This is a genomic window from Ruegeria sp. AM4, assembly GCF_056540665.1.
The window spans coordinates 123,248-141,829 of sequence record NZ_JBQFXD010000001.1 but is presented as its reverse complement, the minus strand read 5'-3'; the positions used below and the strand labels follow the sequence as shown (position 1 = coordinate 141,829).

Genomic DNA, 18,582 nt, shown 5'->3' with positions numbered 1-18,582 from the left:
TGAAAGAGGGCGAGGATTTAGTCTGCCTTCTGCGCCTCGATCGAAATTTTGATTTCAACTTCATCGCTGACGAAAGGCGCGAACTGTCCCAGATCAAACTCGCTGCGCACCAAAGTGGTGGTAGCGTCGAAACCGGCCCAGGGCTTGTTTGCCATCGGGTGGTCACCAACCTGGTTCAGCTTGGCATCCAGAACAACCGATTTGGTCACGCCGTTCATGGTCAGGTCGCCGGTAATGTTCGCGGTATTTTCGCCGGTCACTTCGATAGCGGTCGACGTAAAGGTGATCAGGTCGCCCTCGGCCACACCAAAGAAATCTTCTGTCATGAAGTGATCTTCGCGGGGTTTCCAGCCGGTGAACATTTCAACGACAGGCATCGACACGCTGACGCTCGAGGCAGCTGGATCTTCCTGATCAAACATGATCTCGCCTTCAAAGCCCGAGAACATGCCGTAAGTGGTAGAGAAACCAAGGTGGTTATAGTTGAAAATGACCTGGCTGTGGCTGGGGTCCAGAACGTATTTCTCGGCGCTGGCAAATACCGAGGTCGCCGAAACGGCCAGTGCAGCAGCAAGAAGGGTGGATTTCATAATATACTCCGCAGTTTTGGATGCAGCCCGATGGGGATGCTCGCAAACAAAAATGTGCCGCCCAAGGGCGGCACACAAGTATTTTCGATTCACAAACTTTGTTCCTTTTTGAACAGACGGAAATTCAGCCGAAAATCGTTACGTTTTGGCTGAGTTGTCCTTTCAGCGCTCGGCTGACATCCGCCGATTCCAACGGCAGCTTCATCAGCAGGCTGCCATCCACATCGAATAGTTCGACTTGTTTGTCTTCGAACCGGGCACCACCCAGCGAGTCATAGCTGCGGCGCAGAACGGTTTGAGGACGGCCATTGGCGTTCTTTTGCAGGATCCGGACTTCACGACGGATCGGATCGAAATAGGCGTCGGGACGGCTGTCCATGACTTCGATCGTCAGCAGGCTCACGCCGCCGATCAGGAACATCAGCGAGGCTGCCAGTTTGATCGGCCAAACCTCTGCCCCCATCACTGACCCGGGCATCAGCCACATCGAAAAGGCCGAAACGACCAGAAAGGCACCCAGCATTCTTACAAGCACCAGCCGCGCCTTCCAGTTCGGCGCGAAGGTGATCAGAACGGGTACGGATTTGTCATAGGCGGCTTTGGTTGCCGACTGTTCAAAAGTGTTCGTATTCATCACGGCCATTGTCTCGCCCTGTCTGTTTTTAGATATCCCGGGTGCTCCCGGCTTCATGAACAACCTCGGGGCGAAAAGCGTCAGGAATTGGGCAGGTCGGTGGAAATTGGGCGACTTCACAAAGGCATGTGTGGCAGGGCTTGCCCCGCCCGCTCAAACGTGTATATGGGGCCATCCTTCGCTAATCGTATGAATCGCGCAGCCTCTCGTGGCAGGGTCGCGAAGGGTTAATGACCCCGGCCTATGAAATGCGCCTTGATAGAAACAGGAGTGCACATGCCACTGTATGAGCATGTAATGATCGCGCGTCAGGACCTGTCCAACGCGCAGGCAGAAAGCCTCGTCGAACATTTCGGCACCGTTCTGGCTGACAACGGCGGCAACGTCGTCGACAGCGAGTACTGGGGCGTCAAGACGATGGCCTACAAGATCAACAAAAACCGCAAAGGCCACTATGCCTTCCTGAAAACCAACGCCCCCGCCGGCGCGGTTCAGGAAATGGAACGCCTGATGCGCCTGCATGAAGACGTCATGCGCGTTCTGACCATTAAGGTCGACGAGCATGCCGAGGGCCCCTCGGTCCAGATGCAGAAGCGCGATGAGCGCGAAGGCCGCCGCGAGCGCCGCTGATCTCAGCCTGACGAAAGGACACCAAACCATGGCCGCAAAACCATTTTTCCGCCGCCGCAAGGTCTGCCCGTTCTCGGGCGATAACGCGCCGAAGATCGACTACAAAGACACCCGTCTGCTGCAACGCTACATCTCTGAGCGTGGCAAGATCGTTCCTTCGCGCATCACTGCCGTTTCGGCAAAGAAGCAGCGTGAACTGGCCCGTGCAATCAAACGCGCCCGCTTCCTCGCCCTGCTGCCCTACGCCGTGAAGTAAGGAGAGACTGACATGCAAGTTATCCTTCTGGAACGCGTTGCGAAACTGGGTCAAATGGGCGACGTCGTTGACGTCAAGCCCGGCTACGCCCGCAACTTCCTGCTGCCCCAAGGCAAAGCGCTGAGCGCGTCCGAGTCGAACATCGCCTCGTTCGAAGCCCAGAAAGCGCAGCTTGAGGCCCGCAACCTGGAAACCAAGAAAGAAGCTGAAGCCCTGGCTGAAAAGCTGGACGGTCAGCAGTTCATCGTGATTCGCTCGGCATCGGATGCCGGTGCTCTGTACGGCTCGGTCACCCCGCGTGACGCCGCAGACGCTGCGACCGAAGCAGGCTTTACCGTCGACAAGAAACAGATCGCCCTGATCGCACCGATCAAGGAACTGGGTCTGCACTCGCTGGCGGTCAAACTGCACCCCGAGGTCGAGGTCGAGATCCAGATGAACGTTGCCCGTTCGGAAGAAGAAGCCGAACTGCAAGCGTCCGGCAAGTCGATCCAGGAACTGGCTGCCGAGGAAGAGGCCGCTGCTGAATTCGAAATCGCCGAGTTGTTCGACGATATCGGATCCGCTGCTTCTGAAGATGAAGATCTGGTGGCAGACGAAGCCCCGACCGAAGCACCGGCCGAGGAAGACGAAGCCAAAGCCTGATCTGGCTCAAAGCGAACACAACCGGGGCCGTGCAACCTGCGCGGCCCCTTTTTTTTGTGCCGCTGGGTCAGGCAGCAAACTTTGGCCACAACAACCGGGTAGACTTGCAGTCGGTTTGATCATCCATATCATCCGCATCAGACAGTCGGAGCACGCCTCATGAAAACCCATCTACGCCGCAGCGTTCTGGCCCTGATCCTCGCCTCGCCTCTCATGGCCTGTGCAGGCCCTGATACGCCGACGCAGAATGCCAACACGTTCGAGCCGCCGCTCTATCCGAACGAAACCCCGGAACTGCGCGCGTCGATCAACAAATGGGCTGATCATTACGAACTGCCTCGTGAACTGGTGCATAAGCTTGCCATCCGCGAAAGCACCCACCGACCCTGGGCGGTCAACCGACCCTATTACGGTTTGCTTCAGATCCTGCCGGCAACAGCGCGATCGATGGGATACAAGGGCAACGCCAAGGGGCTGCTGGATGCCGACACCAACCTGGAATTCGCAGGAAAATACCTGCGAGGGGCGTGGCTGCTATCGGACGGCGATCAAAGCCGCGCGATATTCCTCTATGCCAAGGGGTATTACCCCGAGGCCAAAAAACGCGGTATGTTGGTGGAGACGGGCCTGGTCCCCGCGCCGTAATTCGGAAATTCACACTGAAAAGCCTGCTTTCTGACCGGTTCGAGGGGCCAAAAACCCCGGAAAACCCGAAATTAGATGCAAAAAACACACAAAAACGACATTATGTCCGCAAAAAATGGCATCCAAGGCACAACTCAACCAAAAAGGCAGACATCTCCCCCGTGTTCTTGTCATACAATGGAAAGTGTGATGTGTTGTTTGACGTCAGGGAAGACCCACTCTTCTCCTCTGACGCTTTAGGGATGCCTCCGCCCCAGCGGAGTTAACTGGTCGTTGACGAATGGAAATTGTTGATCTCAGCACCCTGCCCCAAAAGGATACTCATTACGATGAGTTCCTTAAACAGGTGTGCGAGAAATACGAGATGGATCATGCGGCCTATGCCGGAATGAACCCTGCGGCCGGAGCAATCCATGGCCATGTAACCTATAGCGACGACTGGAAAGTTCACTATCAGGAACAAGGCCTTCACCTGATTGACCCCACACTCCACATGAGCCAGCGCAGCATCGCCCCAGTGGACTGGAGCCGCCTGGAACGCGGCAAGGATTTTCAGCGTGTTTTCCGGGATGCGCATGATTTCGGCATTCCTGATCAGGGGATCACGATCCCGGTCCGCGGACCCTATGGCGATATCGGGCTGCTCAGCGCGACTCGCGAATGCAGCCGGGAAGAATGGAAAAAGCTGGTTGGCAATGTCATAACCGACCTGCAATCGCTGGCTGTGCACATCCACGACCATGTCATGACATCCGATTCGATAAGCCGGATGTTGTACCATCCCACCCTGTCCAGCCGCGAGCAGGAGATCCTGCAATGGGCGGCTGCAGGCAAATCTCAGCAGGATATCGGCGATATTTTGTCGATTTCGCACCGCACGGTAGAAGTGCACTTGCGTTCTGCTCGGGAAAAGCTTAATGCCCTCACCACTCCGCAGGCTGTAGGTCGAGCCATCGGAATTGGGCTAATTTACCCAGGTTAAAACAAAAAAAAGCCAAACTACGGGAAACCCCCAATAGATTCGGTGTGAAAACACGGTAACGATGAAGTTACGGACACACCACTCTAAGGGGGATGATATGATCTTAGTAGTTGATGGCCTGAACAGACATCTGTTCAGCGAGGTACTTGACGAGATGTTTGAACTGCGGGCGCGCGTTTTTGGCGGGCGACTCGGTTGGGATGTCAAAATCGAAGACGGCAAAGAAATCGATGAATTCGATCATCTGGATCCCGCATATGTAATCGGACTCGACGACGGGGGGAATGTCGTCGCAGCCGTACGTGCGCTCCAGACCACAGGTCCGCATATGCTTTCGGATGTGTTTTCTGCAATTCTATGTGGCGAGGCGCCACTGCGCAGCGCGACCATGTGGGAATCCACCCGCTTCTGCGTCGACACGCAACGCCTATCGCGCGGCAAGGACAGAAACTCGGTATCGTACGCCACATGCGAACTGATGGTCGGATCGCTGGAATATGCCCGCAGCGCGGGTATCCAGGACATCATCACAGTTATCGATCCCATCATGGATCGCGTTCTGAAACGCTCGAACTGCGCGCCATATGACTATGTCGGCGAAACCGTCCCAATGGGCAAGGTTTCGGCACTGGCGGCCCTGCTGGATTGTACCGAAGAACGGATTTCCGGCGTCCGCGAGTTTGCTGGCATCGAAGGCGATGTCTTTATCGAAGAAGAAAAGGCGCTGGAAATGTTCGCGGCGAAAAAGGCTGCCGAAGTCAGTCCCGCAAATCGCGATCACAAACCGCTGACCGATCTAGAAAAATACTTTGTCGAACAGATGCACGCCGCCAAAACGGAAAGCGAGCGTCAGGCAGTTCTCGACCTGATCGAGACATTGACCGACAAGTTCACGCCAGAGCAAAAGACCGCTCTGTTAGGAACCCCCCGTGCTTTTGCTCATGAGGCTTGACCCCCTCACCTCATAAGTTGAAGCCACCCACGCGGAGCCGCCTTATTTCAGGCGGCTCCGTTTTGTTTGTGCCCATGTGGGATAGTGGGCGGAAGAGGATTACTCCTCTTCCAGTGCCTCAACGGCTTTCTGCAGGTCGTCCTTGCTGACTTCCTTGTCCGACACCTGGGCCAGTTCAAAGACGTAATCGACAACCTTGTCCTCGAACAGCGGCGCGCGCAGCTGCTGTTGCATCTGAGCGTTCTGCTGCACGAACTCAAAGAACTGACGTTCCTGACCCGGGTACTGACGTGCCTGGTTCATGATAGCCTGCGTCATTTCCGAGTCGGTTACTTCAACTTCGGCCTTCTGACCCAGCTCGGCCAGCAGCAGGCCCAGACGCACACGGCGTTCGGCCAGTTTGTTATGCTCGTCGTTGGGCTCAACCGGCTCGTGATCGTGGCCTTCCACGTCCGGGTTTTCCTCGTGCCACAACTGATGCGCGATCTGCTTGGCTTCCGCCTCGACCAGCGACGGCGGCAGATCAAACGACACTTTGGTATCCAGAGCGTCCAGCAGCCCACGCTTCATGACAGCGCGCGAAGCGCCAGCGTATTCGGCTTCCAGACGTTCAGCGATCTGGGTTTTCAGAGCCGCCAGGTCTTCTGCACCGAATTTGGTGGCCAGCTCGTCGTTAACCTCGGCGGCAACCGGCTCTTTGACCTCTTTGATGGTGCAGGTGAACACGGCGTCTTTACCGGCCAGATGCTCGGCACCGTATTCCTCAGGGAAAGTGACATTGACGTCTTTTTCTTCCTCGGCCTTTACGCCGACCAGCTGCTCTTCAAAGCCGGGGATGAAGCTGTTTGAGCCCAGAACCAGCGGGTAATCTTCGGCCGAACCGCCTTCGAACTCTTCGCCGTCAACTTTGCCGACAAAGTCGAATACGATCTGGTCACCGTCCTTGGCTTTGGAACCCTTGCGGCGGGCTTTGAAATCCTGCGCGGTTTCGGCCAGGTTGTTCAGCGCCTCTTCGACAGCCGCGTCATCAGCCTTGACCACCAGTTTCTCCAACTCGACCGATTTCAGATCGACCTCGGGAATTTCAGGCAGCGCCTCATAGGACATGGCCACCTCGACATCGTCGCCTTCTTTCCAGTCCTCGTTGGTCATCTTGACCTCGGGCTGGAGCGCAGGGCGTTCACCGCTGTCTTCAAAGTGCTTGTTCATCGCACCGTCGATGGTTTCCTGCATCGCCTCGCCCAGCAGGCGTTGGCCGAACTGCTTTTTCAACAGCGCCATCGGCACCTTGCCTTTGCGGAAACCCTTCATCTCGACTTCGGGCTGCGCTTCGGCCAGCTTTTCGTTGACTTTGTCGTCCAGCTCGGCGGCGGTGACGGTGATGTTGTAGCCGCGTTTCAGACCTTCGTTCAGCGTCTCGGTTACCTGCATTCTGGTAGTCCCCATAGGATTCGGGGCGCGCAAAACGGCGCGCCGGGCAAATTTGACGCCTTCTATTTGCCCTGCCGCCTGCGTGCAAGGGGCAAAGGCCAGATCGGCCCCGATTTGCCCATAAATCACGCAAAAAAACGCCCCGGTGCAGGGCGTTTTTTCATAGTCCGTCAGGTTCGATCAGAACCTCCAGCGCGCGCCCAGAACCCAGGCCTCGTTCTTGTCAAACTCGACCGTATCATCGAAATCGTGGTTGCGGTACTTCAGATAAGCATCGGTATTGATACTTTTGATCTTCTGAACAACGGCAATGCCCCATGACTTGGTGCTCGATCCGCTGTTCTGGAAATCCGAACCGTCAAAATAGTCGATACCAATTCCGGTTGTGCCCCACGACGGAATCCAATCGTCAGTTTCGTAGGCGAGTTTCGCGTACCAATAGTCCGGATCGCTGGCTCCATCCCGGGTATCGTCCCGCGAGCCCGCTGCGGCAGTAAAACTGATGCCATTATCCAACTTCACCGAGGCAGAGCCGATGGTGTCTTTTCGCTCACCCGGGCCACCATCGAAATCACGCACGGCATATGCAATCGCGGCGGCAAACTCCACACCGTTCGCGAAATTTTCGTTGTAGCGGAAGGCGATGTCATAATAGTCATCGTCGTCACCGCTGGAGAGAATATTCTCCCCGTAGGCGATCGCTGCCGAGAAACCGGTGTTGTCCGAACTGCCCCCGAATTTCGGCGTATCATAGCGAATGCGACCACGGCGCGCGCCGTCAAAGTTGCTTGCAGAATCCCCGACTGTGATGTCGCTCAGATCGCCGTCGGGATCGCGGTAGAAGAACGCGCCGTTTTCATCGTTGGTAAAGGAATAAAGCGCTGTTCCGACATAGGACAGATCAACCTCGGCCGCACCGTCCGATGCCATGCTTCCCTGACCGGCAGAAAACTTGCCGTAGCTACCAGCAAGCGAGAAGTCGACGTGACGAATATCTTCGCGTGTCCAGCCGTTGGTATTGGTGCCATCCTGATTTGCCGTCCCGGTGCTGGGCAGACCCAAGCCGGTTTCAAACTTGAACATGAACGTGCTGCTGCCGTAAGGCTGCACGACGTCCAATCCCACGCGGCTGTTTGACAGATCATTGTCCAGCAAACGGGTCTCGGTCTCTTCGCCATCGTCAACAGAAACAATGGCCGGATTGAACTGCCCGTACAGCTTGACGTAGCCGCCGCTGCCGTTTTCGTATTTCAGCCTACTCTCATCGGCCGCCGCGGGAATTGCCGTCGTAGCGGTCAGAATCGCCACAATAGAAGTCCATTTGTAATTCACTGCCATGTCAGTCACCTTGAATGTTTCAAGTTCTCGTAAGTTCAAATGTTGCTTCAGCTTTAGCGACCGGCTCATCACACGCGCAACAGACCGACGTGCATCTCCAAGGGCATCGCTGCGCCTATATTTCCACGGTTCTTCAAATATTTAACCCAAAACTCGACGCGAATACCCTTTGCGCCCAAAAATCCAATCCTGCCCGACATGAAGCTACGTCACGCCCCGGCGTGGCCGATCAGAGAGTCGCTGATAATGCCTCCCTTCACTCGCCAGTTTTTGCCAAATCCGGTTAAATATCAAGCTTTTTGAATACTGCGGGCAATTGCTCTGGTAGGTCTTCCGCAATCAGACCGGGACCAAAACTCAGGGCGCATTCCACATGCAGCCAAGCAGCTGCTTCCGCTGCCTGCATGGGCTCGAATCCTCGCGCTAACAAACCGGTTATGAACCCGGCCAAAACGTCTCCGGAACCCGCCGTAGCGAGCCAGGGCGCTGCGCGTTCAAAGCACGCCCCATTGACCATGCATCGCCCGTCCGGCGCGGCAATGACCGTATCCGGACCCTTGAACAGCACCACGCAGCCCGCGCGTTCGGCAGCCTCTTGCGTCGCGTTAACCTTGGAATAGGCTGGCCCCGTTGTTGGTGTGGCCGCGAGCCTCTCGGCGATATCCGGGAACAGCCTCGCAAACTCACCCCCATGCGGCGTCAGAACGCACGCTTCATGCAGCATCCCAAACAAAACGTCGGGATCGCCCGCAAAGGCCGACAAGGCATCCGCATCCAGAACCGTCGGCCGTTTCGCCGCCAGCGCAGAAGGGACCAGTTCTCGCGCCCGCTTCTGCCCAAGACCGGGCCCAAGACACAGGGCGTTGAGGCGGCTGTCCTGCAACACCTCAGTCAGTGCATCACCGCCCTCAACCCGCTGCAGCATAAGGGCCGCTATCTGGCTTGCCGCTTCCATCTGCGCTGCCGGAGGCACCCCCAACGTCACCAACCCCGCTCCAATCCGTAAGGCGCCTCGCGCTGCAAGCCGTGCCGCACCGGTCTTACCCGGACCGCCTGTAATGATCAGGGCGTGACCGTGGGCATATTTGTGATCGGATGCGCGCTTTGACAGCCGAGACCCGTCGCAGGAGACCAGCCTTGTAACATGTGCGTCTTTCCCACGCTCGAGACCGATTGACTTGGTTCGCACCACACCGCACTTGGCCGGGCCATCGCCCAAGGCGTGCCCAACCTTCATGTCATGAAACGTCACGGTCAGGTCAGCGGCAATCGCCTGTCCAAGCACACGCCCGCTGTCGGCACATAGGCCGCTGGGGGTGTCGATGGCGACAATCCGCGCACCGCGTTCTTGAAACAAGGACTTGGCTCCTTCCATCGCCAGCAACGAAAACACGCCGCCAAAAGGCCGCGTCAGCCCTGTTCCGAACAAGGCGTCGACAATCAGATCTAACTTGTCCGGAAGCCGAAAATAATCGTCTTTGAACTGCGGTGGGTCGACCGCGCAAATCTGAACGTTTTGGACACTGGCCCACCGCTCGTAATTCGTCCGCGCATCAGGCGGCAGTTTCGCCGGGTCGCCGTACAGAAACACCTCCAACTCCCAGCCCAAATCGCGCAACAGCCGCGCCACCACAAAACCGTCGCCCCCGTTGTTTCCCGGTCCGCACAGCACCGCCGCGCGCAAAGGATCCCGTTCATCTGGCTTCAGGGTGCCCGAGGGGCTGCCCCCTCGCCTGTCCAACTCCGGCCACTCTTCTAAGATTGCCTCGACGACGCCCTGCCCGGCACGCTCCATCAGTTCCAGCCCGGTCACCGCGCCGGACTCAATCGCTGTCTGTTCAATCGCCCGCATTTGTGCGGCTGTCAGTAAATTGGTCACTCGACCTTCCCCGCGATTCAAAACTGATTATTTTTTATGCAACTCGATCAAAAAATAACCGACTGCCTGTTTTCTCTGCACATTGACCCGGCCATTTCCGCAATCACATTGCCGCCCGATCTTAGACGTGATCACTCCCGTTCTGACAAGAGATATAGGGAGCCCGGGATGAAGAAGATCGAAGCGATCATCAAGCCGTTCAAACTGGATGAAGTGAAAGAGGCGTTGCAGGACGTTGGTGTCCAGGGCCTCAGCGTGATCGAGGTCAAGGGATTTGGCCGTCAGAAAGGTCACACCGAACTTTATCGCGGTGCCGAATACGTGGTCGACTTTCTGCCCAAGGTGAAGGTCGAGGTCGTTCTGGACGACGATCAGGTAGATGCCGCCATCGAGGCGATCGTGTCTGCCGCCAAGACCGACAAGATCGGTGATGGCAAAATCTTTGTCTCGCCCGTCGAGCAAGCCATTCGCATCCGCACCGGTGAGACCGGCTCGGACGCACTCTAACAGACCAAATCTTCAAATTCAGAGGAATCAAGAGAATGAGCAAGGACGCAGTTCTTCAGCTGATCAAAGACGAAGGCGCCGAATACGTCGACGTTCGTTTCACCGACCCGCGCGGCAAACTTCAGCACGTGACCCTGATGGCCGATCAGGTTGATGAGGACTTTCTGGAAGAAGGCTTCATGTTCGACGGTTCGTCCATCGCAGGCTGGAAGTCGATCGAAGCATCCGACATGAAGCTGATGGTCGACACCGACAGCGCGTATGTCGATCCCTTCTACGCCGAAAAGACCATCTGCGTGCATTGCTCGGTTGTCGAGCCTGACACGGGTGAAGCCTATGAGCGCGACCCACGCGGCACCGCGCAAAAAGCCGAGGCTTACCTGAAATCTTCGGGTATCGGTGACGCAGCTTTCTTCGGCCCCGAAGCCGAATTCTTCCTGTTTGACGATGTCCGTTTCTCTAACAGCATCAACAAGGTATCCTACGAAGTTGATGCTACCGACGCGTCGTGGAACACCGACACCGAATACGAGATGGGCAACATGGGCCACCGTCCTGGGGTCAAGGGGGGTTACTTCCCGGTCAACCCGATCGACGAAGCGCAGGATCTGCGTTCGGAAATGCTGTCGACCATGAAGCGTCTGGGCATGAAGGTCGACAAGCACCACCACGAAGTTGCCTCGTGCCAGCACGAGTTGGGTCTGATCTTCGACAGCCTGACCAAGCAGGCGGACGAGCTGCAGAAGTACAAGTACGTCATCCACAATGTTGCACACGCCTACGGCAAGTCGGCCACTTTCATGCCGAAGCCGATCGCAGGTGACAACGGCACTGGCATGCACGTGAACATGTCGATCTGGAAGGACGGCAAGCCTCTGTTCGCTGGCGACAAGTATGCCGATCTGTCCGACGAAGCGCTGTATTTCATCGGCGGCATCCTGAAGCACGCCAAAACCCTCAACGCCTTCACCAACCCGGCGACCAACAGCTACAAGCGTCTGATCCCCGGTTTCGAAGCCCCCGTCCTGCGCGCCTATTCGGCCCGTAACCGTTCGGGCTGCGTGCGTATTCCGTGGACCGAAAGCCCGAAAGCCAAGCGTGTCGAGGCTCGCTTCCCCGATCCGGCTGCAAACCCCTATCTGGCGTTTGCTGCGCTGCTGATGGCCGGCCTGGATGGCATCAAGAACAAGATCAATCCTGGCGAAGCCATGGACAAGAACCTGTACGATCTGCCCGCCGAAGAACTGGCCGACATCCCGACCGTTTGCGGCAGCCTGCGTGAGGCTCTGGAGGCTCTGGCCGCTGATCACGACTTCCTGTTGCAGGGCGACGTGTTCACCAAGGACCAGATCGACGGCTACATCGCACTGAAGATGGAAGAGGTCGAAACCTACGAGCACACTCCGCACCCGGTCGAATACGGCATGTACTACAGCTGCTGACCGGAAACTTTCAGCAAAGTTTACGAAGGGGCGCCTGACAGGTGCCCCTTTTTTAGTTGCGCGCACCGGATTTGACGGATCGCAGGTGATCTTCCAAACTCGGCCCATTCCGGAGAGGAGAGAGCCATGCCATCCGACGATCCATTCGCGCAATTCTCGGACATTGTCACCTCGACCGGGCAGTTGGAGCAAGTCACCGGCGCGCCTCTGCCTCAGATCATCGCCAAGGAACTGCCCGAACTAGACGAGATGTGCCGCGATTTTATTGCCGCATCGCCGTTCTGCCTGATTGCGTCCGCAAACCCGGACGGGCATCTGGATATCTCACCACGCGGCGACCCGGCGGGATTTGTTAAGGTTGTCTCTGACACGATGATCGCCATACCCGATCGCCCCGGCAACAAGCGTGTCGATACGTTCCACAATGTTCTGCAAGACCCCCGCGTCAGCCTGATCTTCTTCGTTCCCGGCAAAATGGAAACGCTGCGCCTTCGCGGCACTGCGCGCATCTGCGCCGATCCCAATTTGCTGGGCGGGATGGCGGTCGGAGGGCATGCTCCCAAACTGGCGCTTCTGGTACATGTACAGACTGTCTTTGCGCATTGCCCCAAATGCGTCATCCGCGCAAACCTCTGGCAGCCTGAACAATGGCCGGATTCGTCCCATCTGCCGAATATGAACGCGATGATGGTCAAACATGCCAAAATCGACAAAACGCCCGACGAATGGTTCGAGACCCTGAAAGAGACCGGGGAACTTGACCTCTATTAATTTGCGGATTTCTCGCGCGCCGCATAGGCTGACCCTGATTTTCACCGCCGGATTTTCTTCAATGTTACGCTTCGCCCTCTTTATTCTTGCCCTTTCCGTACCATTGCAGGTTCACGCGGCCCCCTGTGGTAACACCAGCAGCGGGTTCGAGGCCTGGAAGGCGGATTTTGCGCGCAAAGCCAAACGCGCGGGCGTAAAGAAAAAGGGACTGCAGGCGTTGGCGCAATCGCAATACGCGACGCGCACAATCGCCGCCGACCGCAACCAAAAAAGCTTCAAATACTCGCTGGACAAGTTCATGCAGGTCCGCGGCGCAAACACGATCATCGCGCAGGGTCGCAAACGCAAGGCGCGCAACCCCCAATTCTATGCCGCGCTCGAGCGGCAATATGGCGTGCCCGCCGGTGTTCTGATCGCCATTCACGGCATGGAAACCGGCTTTGGCAACTTCATGGGCGACAGCCAGGTTGTTTCCGCAATCACAACATTGGCCTACGATTGTCGCCGATCCGAGTTCTTTGTTCCACATGCCATAGGTGCCCTGAAAATGGTCGACAACGGTAGCATCACGGTGGCGACAAAAGGGGCAAAACATGGCGAGCTGGGCCACACCCAGTTCCTGCCCGGCAACGCGCTGACCTATGGCGTAGACGCCACCGGCGACGGGCGTGTGGACTTTTACAACATGACCGACGCGCTGGCCTCGACCGCGAATTTTCTTCGTAAGAAAGGGTGGAAGCCCGGTCGCGGCTATCAACAAGGTCAGCCGAATTTCGCGGTTATTCAGCAATGGAACGCGGCCACCGTTTACCAGAAATCCATTGCCATTATGGCGGCCCGAATCGATGACTGACCCGGTTCGGCGCGAAACAGCGCCAAACCCCAATTCGGCCACATTCTCGCCACAGAGTCTTATCAAATTGCCTAGTTTCTTGGTTTCCAAAGCGTAATCAATAGCGCAAAAAACTCATTTTTTTGCATTTTCGTCAAATTTTGCCCGTGATCGCCGCGTAGGATGGTGATCAAGAATTATTACGGCAAAGGAACATGCTGTGACCGCAAAGCAGAGTTATCATGGTGGCCTGCAATTTAGTGGCAGTGCAGACGGGGCGTTGGATCGGTCCTGCGAAATCGTTGTCGCGACGCTTGAGGATTATGGTCATCTGGTAGAGCGCAAGACCCTCCTCAGCGCGACTGAAGCCAGTGTCGTCACCAGCCAATATCTGATCCGCCTGTCGCTGGAGACCGACGAAGAAACCTCGTTTGATCGGTACGAGCGGATGGACCGCGCTGCGGGCCTGAAGACGCTGACGCGCAAGCCTGTGACCCTGCCCCGCAACCGGCTGACCATTTCGATCTCGCCGGTGTCCAAGATCCTGGACGACAGCGAGATTTCGGAACTGATGATGGTCGTCATTCTGTACCGCATGGTCGATATCTGCTCGACCCAGCGCGTTGAATGGCTGTCGCCCAACACGGTGCTGACGGTCGAGCAATTCATGAGCGCCTTTGATTCAATTGCGCCGCGCAAGCCACGCAATCGGAAACAGATTTTCGAAGCGGTCTCGGGTCCCTTTGCCGGTCTTGATCTGCCCGACGCAGAGCCAGCAAACACAGCGCCCAAAGCGGCACGACCGATTCAACTGAGCGACGAACAATTGCTGAGCATCGCCTTCCGGAACGAACCCGAGCCCCCTCTTGGCGCGCAGGCGCATGCTCAGGCCGACGACGAGGACGATCGCCCAAGCGACATTCTGCGCCTGACAAGTTGGGGTATGACCGGCGCGCTGGCCAGCGTGTCGATGCCGGTGGCTGTGTCCATGGCCGCCGTCAACCTGATCCGGGGCGAAGATTTTCGCCTCAACACTCAGGTTCTGTCGCTGACCACGGCATTGTTCGCTTTGAATTCCACCAGCGCCTTTGCCGGAGTTGCGAACGCGCTGGGCTTGTAAAGAACGACCAAAGACCCTCCTAGGAAGGCCCCGCTATCAAGCGGGGTTTTCCATTTTGGGCAGGCTGTGTTCTGCCAGTACATAAGTATGGATTGAAAACACGACAGCTCTGGTTTCCGGCAGCCGCACCAGCGTCTGGCGCTCACTGCGCAAGTATCTTGCAGTCCCGCGGCCCCGGATTTCGCGCGGATTGTTGATACTACGAGGCTGAAACAGTTCCGCGTCATGGTACCAAAGCGCATTGAAACGCCACAATGGGCGGCCGGGCTGGATACCGTCGAACAAACGCTGTACCCGCCGGGCGATATCGCCATCATAGGGGTCAATCCGGTCATGTATTGCGATCAACGGGCGCATGAACTTCTCGGATAGTTGCCAACTGGCCGGAAAGCACAGGATCGCGCCGGTCAGAACATGTTCGTCGCCGTGTTTCTGCAAGATGCAAAGGTCCTCTTGGACCAGATTGCACAAGGTCTCCAGCGGCTTTTCGCGATCGATCCCGACCCGCACGCCATCGGGCCGAAGGGCAGTTTCAACCGCGTCGGGGTAGGCGTGATCCAGAACCAGATCCAACAGCTCCTGCGCGGGTGCGAGGGCCTGAGCGTCCATTGCCAGAACCTCGGCCTTGTGTTCGGCCAGTAATCGGCCCCGATGTTGCATCTGGTCGGCAAAGGCGTCGTCACGATGCAGCCAGTTCTGCATGCTGGTGGGCTTTATCCCGGGCAAAGGGCTGGGCGACAACGGATCATAGGGTATGGCGTGCTGCAATATCTCGGGCATGATCTTGAATTAGCATCCCATTCCCGGATTGTCGGTCCAAAAGCGACGTAATTCCGGTCGCAATTTTCTGCGACGGGTCTTTCTCTCATCCGCACAGTCGGAGTGCAAGCAAATGAGGCCCGCCGTGAACAAACCCTATCGTGACACCCGCAAGATCGACCCGACCAAAGGGGCCACGCTGGGTGATGGTACACCGAACAACAATGATCGGATCGAGATCGGGCCGACCCAGCTTGCCTTTCGCGAATGGGCAGCGGCGGGCCTGGAATTGCCCAACCTGGAACGGATGCGTGAATTTCGCTGGAAGCGGCTGACACAAGCGGTTGTTGACCGTGACTACGGCGGGGTGCTGATGTTCGACCCTCTGAACATCCGCTATGCAACCGACAGCACCAATATGCAGCTGTGGAACACGCACAACCCGTTTCGGGCGGTACTTCTCTGCGCCGACGGATACATGGTCATCTGGGACTACAAGAACTCTCCGTTCCTGTCCAAGTTCAACCCACTGGTGCGCGAGCAACGCTCTGGCGCGGACCTGTTCTATTTCGACCGCGGCGACAAGGTTGATGTGGCAGCGGATGTCTTCTCGAACGAAGTCCGCGCGTTGATCGACCAGCACGGTGGCGGCAACAAGCGCCTCGCGGTCGACAAGATCATGCTGCACGGTCTGCGCGCGCTCGAGGCGCAGGGGTTCGAGGTCATGGAAGGCGAGGAACTTACCGAGAAATCCCGTGCAATCAAGGGGCCGGACGAAATCCTTGCCATGCGCTGCGCCAGCCACGCCTGCGAAACCGCCGTGGCAGAGATGGAGACTTTTGCCCGTTCCAATGTCGGTGACGGAACGACCTCAGAGGACGACATCTGGGCTGTTCTGCATGCCGAAAACATCCGCCGTGGTGGCGAATGGATCGAGACCCGTCTGCTCGCGTCAGGCCAACGAACCAATCCCTGGTTTCAGGAATGCGGGCCCAGGATCACACAGAAGAACGAGATCATCGCCTTTGATACCGATCTGATCGGTTCTTATGGCATCTGCGTCGATATTTCCCGAACCTGGTGGATCGGCGATCAAAAGCCGCGCGCGGATATGGTCTATGCCATGCAGCACGCGCGTGAACACATCATGACCAACATGGAAATGTTGAAACCCGGTGTCATGATCCCGGAGCTAACCGCCAATTGTCACAAGTTGGACGACAAGTTTCAGGCCCAGAAATACGGCTGCCTGATGCATGGCGTCGGCCTGTGTGACGAATGGCCGTTGGTGGCCTATCCCGACAAGGCGGTCGACGGGGCCTATGACTATCCGCTTGAGCCCGGCATGGTTCTATGCGTCGAAGCGGCGGTTGGCGAGGTAGGAGGGGATTTCTCGATAAAGCTGGAAGATCAGGTTCTGATCACCGAAACCGGCTATGAGAACCTGACCAGATATCCGTTTGATCCTGCCCTTATGGGGCAGACCTAATCAATCAGCGCCGTTCGGCCAGTGTGACCTGCGCACGTTGCCGTGCCAATCCTCGTCCAAGGGTTGTATCTGCGCGTGTGGCGCGGATGTGCCGATCTGCCAGTTTTGTCCCAGGGCAAAACCGACTGCGACGGCCAGAATCAGAACGACCGGGGTCAGAGCGCCTTCACTGCGGGCGGATGCTGTATGTGCCATTTTGGCTCTCCTTTCAAAATCTTGGAACAAACGGAATATTGGGATTGCACGGAAATAAGTAAATTGAATGTTTGATTGGAATAACTTCACATTTTTTGATGCATCTGAGCAACGGCGCCCCCTCAGATTTGCCGCGTAGCACGGCGATAACCGATACCGTCAACTCACCTTCCCGTTACGCTGATGACACATGGGTTGAGGCGCGCGTTGGATGCACACAGTATTAGTCCAACCTCATGTGTTGAAGGAATTGCCATGCCCACCGAACGCATCACCTTTGCCGGCCATGACGGCAGTCAGCTGGCGGCGCGACTGGACTTGCCGGATGGGCCTGTTCTGGCCACGGCTTTGTTTGCGCACTGCTTTACTTGCTCAAAGGACATTCCGGCGGCGCGTCGTATTTCGGCTCGGCTGGCCGCGATGGGCATTGCCGTTCTGCGGTTCGACTTTACTGGTCTTGGACACTCGGGCGGAGAATTCGCGAACACGACATTCACATCGAATGTCGACGACCTCGTCGCAACCGCTCAGTATCTAGCTGGCCGTAACATGGCCCCTGCCCTGTTGATCGGGCATTCCCTGGGCGGTGCGGCGGTCCTGAAGGCACGCTCTGGCATACCGTCGGTCAAAGCGGTCGTGACCTTGGGCGCACCGGCGGACCCGGGTCACGTGGCGCATCATTTCCAAGATGCCCTGCCCCAGATTCAGCAGGACGGCGCGGCAGAGGTAAGTTTGGGCGGGCGTCCGTTCCGCATCGGCAAGGCCTTTGTCGATGATATCTCGGAATCTGCTTTGACTCCGGCTATTGCAAACCTGCGCGCAGCGTTGCTGATCCTGCATGCGCCACGGGATGAAACGGTCAGTGTCGACAATGCAAGCACAATCTTTCTGGCAGCAAAGCACCCCAAAAGCTTTGTGACCCTTGACGATGCGGACCATCTGATCACCCGAGCCAAGGACGCGGAATATGCGGCGGATGTGATCACTGCGTGGGTGTCGCGCTATGTCAAACTTTCTCCACCCGCTCCACCTCCGGGTGCGCCGGAAGGAGTTGTTCGCGTTACCGAAGCAGACCCAGACGGGTTTCTTCAGGACATCCAGTCCGGCCCCCGCCATCATACGGTCGCCGACGAACCTGCGTCCTATGGCGGTACCGACCGGGGTATGTCGCCCTATGGGTTTGTCTCGTCCGGGCTCGGGGCCTGCACGTCGATGACCATCCGTATGTATGCGCGACGCAAAAAGTGGCCCCTGACAGCCATTACGGTCGATGTCTGCCATGACAAGGTACACGCCCAGGATGCCGGTCTAGCCAATGAAGGCAAGGTTGACCAGTTCCGCCGCAAAATCCGGCTGGAAGGCCCGCTGTCACAGGAGCAACGGGCCAAGCTGTTGGAGATTGCGGATAAATGCCCGGTCCATCGCACGTTGGAAGGATCGGCGCATATCACGACCGAACTACTGCCGCCGACCTAGCGCCGAACC

Annotated in this window: 20 protein-coding genes; 13 read left to right on the top strand and 7 right to left on the bottom strand. The window is 57.2% G+C overall.

What is annotated here, in order from left to right; all coding sequences use genetic code 11:
* Nucleotides 1-17: 17 nt before the first annotated feature.
* Nucleotides 18-590: a YceI family protein gene (locus ACR0JA_RS00700; protein ID WP_480568539.1), complete on the bottom strand. Its 573-nt coding sequence runs from the start codon at nt 588-590 to the stop codon at nt 18-20.
* Between the two features lie 124 nt (nt 591-714).
* Nucleotides 715-1,233: a hypothetical protein gene (locus ACR0JA_RS00695; RefSeq protein WP_480568536.1), complete on the bottom strand. Its 519-nt coding sequence runs from the start codon at nt 1,231-1,233 to the stop codon at nt 715-717.
* A 267-nt stretch (nt 1,234-1,500) separates the two neighbouring features.
* Here ACR0JA_RS00695 and rpsF point away from each other — a divergent pair, with 267 nt between their 5' ends.
* From rpsF to ACR0JA_RS00665, 6 genes are all read left to right on the top strand, one after another.
* Nucleotides 1,501-1,854: a 30S ribosomal protein S6 gene (gene rpsF / locus ACR0JA_RS00690; protein WP_480568533.1), complete on the top strand. Its 354-nt coding sequence runs from the start codon at nt 1,501-1,503 to the stop codon at nt 1,852-1,854.
* A gap of 28 nt (nt 1,855-1,882) precedes the next feature.
* On the top strand, nt 1,883-2,110 hold the full coding sequence (gene rpsR / locus ACR0JA_RS00685) for a 30S ribosomal protein S18 (RefSeq protein WP_005982441.1): 228 nt from the start codon (nt 1,883-1,885) through the stop codon (nt 2,108-2,110).
* Nucleotides 2,111-2,122: 12 nt separating this feature from the next.
* Nucleotides 2,123-2,755 carry a 50S ribosomal protein L9 gene (gene rplI / locus ACR0JA_RS00680; protein ID WP_480568530.1) on the top strand — a complete coding sequence of 211 codons (633 nt, stop codon included), beginning with the start codon at nt 2,123-2,125 and terminating at the stop codon, nt 2,753-2,755.
* A 159-nt stretch (nt 2,756-2,914) separates the two neighbouring features.
* Entirely contained in the window at nt 2,915-3,400 is a 486-nt protein-coding gene (locus tag ACR0JA_RS00675; protein ID WP_480568527.1) for a transglycosylase SLT domain-containing protein, read from the top strand.
* A 280-nt stretch (nt 3,401-3,680) separates the two neighbouring features.
* A complete protein-coding gene (locus ACR0JA_RS00670; protein ID WP_480568524.1) occupies nt 3,681-4,382 on the top strand; it encodes a LuxR family transcriptional regulator in 702 nt (233 codons plus the stop codon).
* Between the two features lie 97 nt (nt 4,383-4,479).
* Nucleotides 4,480-5,334 (top strand): acyl-homoserine-lactone synthase, encoded by an 855-nt coding sequence (locus tag ACR0JA_RS00665; RefSeq protein ID WP_480568521.1) that lies wholly within the window; start codon nt 4,480-4,482, stop codon nt 5,332-5,334.
* A 99-nt stretch (nt 5,335-5,433) separates the two neighbouring features.
* Here the strand turns inward: ACR0JA_RS00665 and tig are convergent, their stop codons facing one another.
* The 3 genes from tig to ACR0JA_RS00650 all read right to left on the bottom strand — a co-directional run bounded on the left by tig (nt 5,434) and on the right by ACR0JA_RS00650 (nt 9,982).
* The gene (tig, locus tag ACR0JA_RS00660; RefSeq protein ID WP_480568518.1) at nt 5,434-6,765 is read right to left on the bottom strand and encodes a trigger factor; all 1,332 of its coding nucleotides are present in this window, start codon (nt 6,763-6,765) and stop codon (nt 5,434-5,436) included.
* A gap of 180 nt (nt 6,766-6,945) precedes the next feature.
* Nucleotides 6,946-8,103 (bottom strand): porin, encoded by a 1,158-nt coding sequence (locus tag ACR0JA_RS00655; protein WP_480568515.1) that lies wholly within the window; start codon nt 8,101-8,103, stop codon nt 6,946-6,948.
* A 283-nt stretch (nt 8,104-8,386) separates the two neighbouring features.
* Nucleotides 8,387-9,982 carry an NAD(P)H-hydrate dehydratase gene (locus ACR0JA_RS00650; protein WP_480568512.1) on the bottom strand — a complete coding sequence of 532 codons (1,596 nt, stop codon included), beginning with the start codon at nt 9,980-9,982 and terminating at the stop codon, nt 8,387-8,389.
* Between the two features lie 168 nt (nt 9,983-10,150).
* Between ACR0JA_RS00650 and ACR0JA_RS00645 the strand changes: the two genes are divergently transcribed.
* From ACR0JA_RS00645 to ACR0JA_RS00625, 5 genes are all read left to right on the top strand, one after another.
* Nucleotides 10,151-10,489 (top strand): P-II family nitrogen regulator, encoded by a 339-nt coding sequence (locus ACR0JA_RS00645; RefSeq protein ID WP_050602105.1) that lies wholly within the window; start codon nt 10,151-10,153, stop codon nt 10,487-10,489.
* 35 nt (nt 10,490-10,524) lie between these two features.
* On the top strand, nt 10,525-11,931 hold the full coding sequence (gene glnA, locus ACR0JA_RS00640; RefSeq protein WP_480568509.1) for a type I glutamate--ammonia ligase: 1,407 nt from the start codon (nt 10,525-10,527) through the stop codon (nt 11,929-11,931).
* A gap of 126 nt (nt 11,932-12,057) precedes the next feature.
* Entirely contained in the window at nt 12,058-12,702 is a 645-nt protein-coding gene (locus tag ACR0JA_RS00635; protein WP_480568506.1) for an MSMEG_1061 family FMN-dependent PPOX-type flavoprotein, read from the top strand.
* 61 nt (nt 12,703-12,763) lie between these two features.
* Complete coding sequence (locus tag ACR0JA_RS00630) at nt 12,764-13,555, top strand: lytic murein transglycosylase (RefSeq protein ID WP_480568503.1); 792 nt, start codon at nt 12,764-12,766, stop codon at nt 13,553-13,555.
* 199 nt (nt 13,556-13,754) lie between these two features.
* Entirely contained in the window at nt 13,755-14,654 is a 900-nt protein-coding gene (locus ACR0JA_RS00625) for a hypothetical protein (protein ID WP_480568500.1), read from the top strand.
* A gap of 36 nt (nt 14,655-14,690) precedes the next feature.
* Here ACR0JA_RS00625 and ACR0JA_RS00620 read toward each other — a convergent pair whose 3' ends face one another.
* Nucleotides 14,691-15,434, bottom strand: coding sequence for a heme-dependent oxidative N-demethylase family protein (locus tag ACR0JA_RS00620; RefSeq protein WP_480568497.1), 744 nt, complete (start codon nt 15,432-15,434; stop codon nt 14,691-14,693).
* A gap of 124 nt (nt 15,435-15,558) precedes the next feature.
* Here ACR0JA_RS00620 and dddP point away from each other — a divergent pair, with 124 nt between their 5' ends.
* The gene (gene dddP / locus ACR0JA_RS00615) at nt 15,559-16,902 is read left to right on the top strand and encodes a dimethylsulfonioproprionate lyase DddP (protein WP_480568494.1); all 1,344 of its coding nucleotides are present in this window, start codon (nt 15,559-15,561) and stop codon (nt 16,900-16,902) included.
* Here dddP and ACR0JA_RS00610 read toward each other — a convergent pair whose 3' ends face one another.
* The gene (locus ACR0JA_RS00610) at nt 16,903-17,097 is read right to left on the bottom strand and encodes a hypothetical protein (protein WP_480568491.1); all 195 of its coding nucleotides are present in this window, start codon (nt 17,095-17,097) and stop codon (nt 16,903-16,905) included. It lies immediately after the preceding gene.
* Nucleotides 17,098-17,352: 255 nt separating this feature from the next.
* Between ACR0JA_RS00610 and ACR0JA_RS00605 the strand changes: the two genes are divergently transcribed.
* Entirely contained in the window at nt 17,353-18,573 is a 1,221-nt protein-coding gene (locus ACR0JA_RS00605; protein WP_480568488.1) for a bifunctional alpha/beta hydrolase/OsmC family protein, read from the top strand.
* Nucleotides 18,574-18,582 lie beyond the last annotated feature (9 nt).

Coding starts and splice junctions, on each gene's coding strand:
- ACR0JA_RS00700 (WP_480568539.1), bottom strand. CDS start 590: ATGAAATCCACCCTTCTTGCTGCTGCACTGGCCGTTTCGGCGACCTCG.
- ACR0JA_RS00695 (WP_480568536.1), bottom strand. CDS start 1,233: ATGGCCGTGATGAATACGAACACTTTTGAACAGTCGGCAACCAAAGCC.
- rpsF (WP_480568533.1), top strand. CDS start 1,501: ATGCCACTGTATGAGCATGTAATGATCGCGCGTCAGGACCTGTCCAAC.
- rpsR (WP_005982441.1), top strand. CDS start 1,883: ATGGCCGCAAAACCATTTTTCCGCCGCCGCAAGGTCTGCCCGTTCTCG.
- rplI (WP_480568530.1), top strand. CDS start 2,123: ATGCAAGTTATCCTTCTGGAACGCGTTGCGAAACTGGGTCAAATGGGC.
- ACR0JA_RS00675 (WP_480568527.1), top strand. CDS start 2,915: ATGAAAACCCATCTACGCCGCAGCGTTCTGGCCCTGATCCTCGCCTCG.
- ACR0JA_RS00670 (WP_480568524.1), top strand. CDS start 3,681: ATGGAAATTGTTGATCTCAGCACCCTGCCCCAAAAGGATACTCATTAC.
- ACR0JA_RS00665 (WP_480568521.1), top strand. CDS start 4,480: ATGATCTTAGTAGTTGATGGCCTGAACAGACATCTGTTCAGCGAGGTA.
- tig (WP_480568518.1), bottom strand. CDS start 6,765: ATGCAGGTAACCGAGACGCTGAACGAAGGTCTGAAACGCGGCTACAAC.
- ACR0JA_RS00655 (WP_480568515.1), bottom strand. CDS start 8,103: ATGGCAGTGAATTACAAATGGACTTCTATTGTGGCGATTCTGACCGCT.
- ACR0JA_RS00645 (WP_050602105.1), top strand. CDS start 10,151: ATGAAGAAGATCGAAGCGATCATCAAGCCGTTCAAACTGGATGAAGTG.
- glnA (WP_480568509.1), top strand. CDS start 10,525: ATGAGCAAGGACGCAGTTCTTCAGCTGATCAAAGACGAAGGCGCCGAA.
- ACR0JA_RS00635 (WP_480568506.1), top strand. CDS start 12,058: ATGCCATCCGACGATCCATTCGCGCAATTCTCGGACATTGTCACCTCG.
- ACR0JA_RS00630 (WP_480568503.1), top strand. CDS start 12,764: ATGTTACGCTTCGCCCTCTTTATTCTTGCCCTTTCCGTACCATTGCAG.
- ACR0JA_RS00620 (WP_480568497.1), bottom strand. CDS start 15,434: ATGCCCGAGATATTGCAGCACGCCATACCCTATGATCCGTTGTCGCCC.
- ACR0JA_RS00610 (WP_480568491.1), bottom strand. CDS start 17,097: ATGGCACATACAGCATCCGCCCGCAGTGAAGGCGCTCTGACCCCGGTC.
- ACR0JA_RS00605 (WP_480568488.1), top strand. CDS start 17,353: ATGCCCACCGAACGCATCACCTTTGCCGGCCATGACGGCAGTCAGCTG.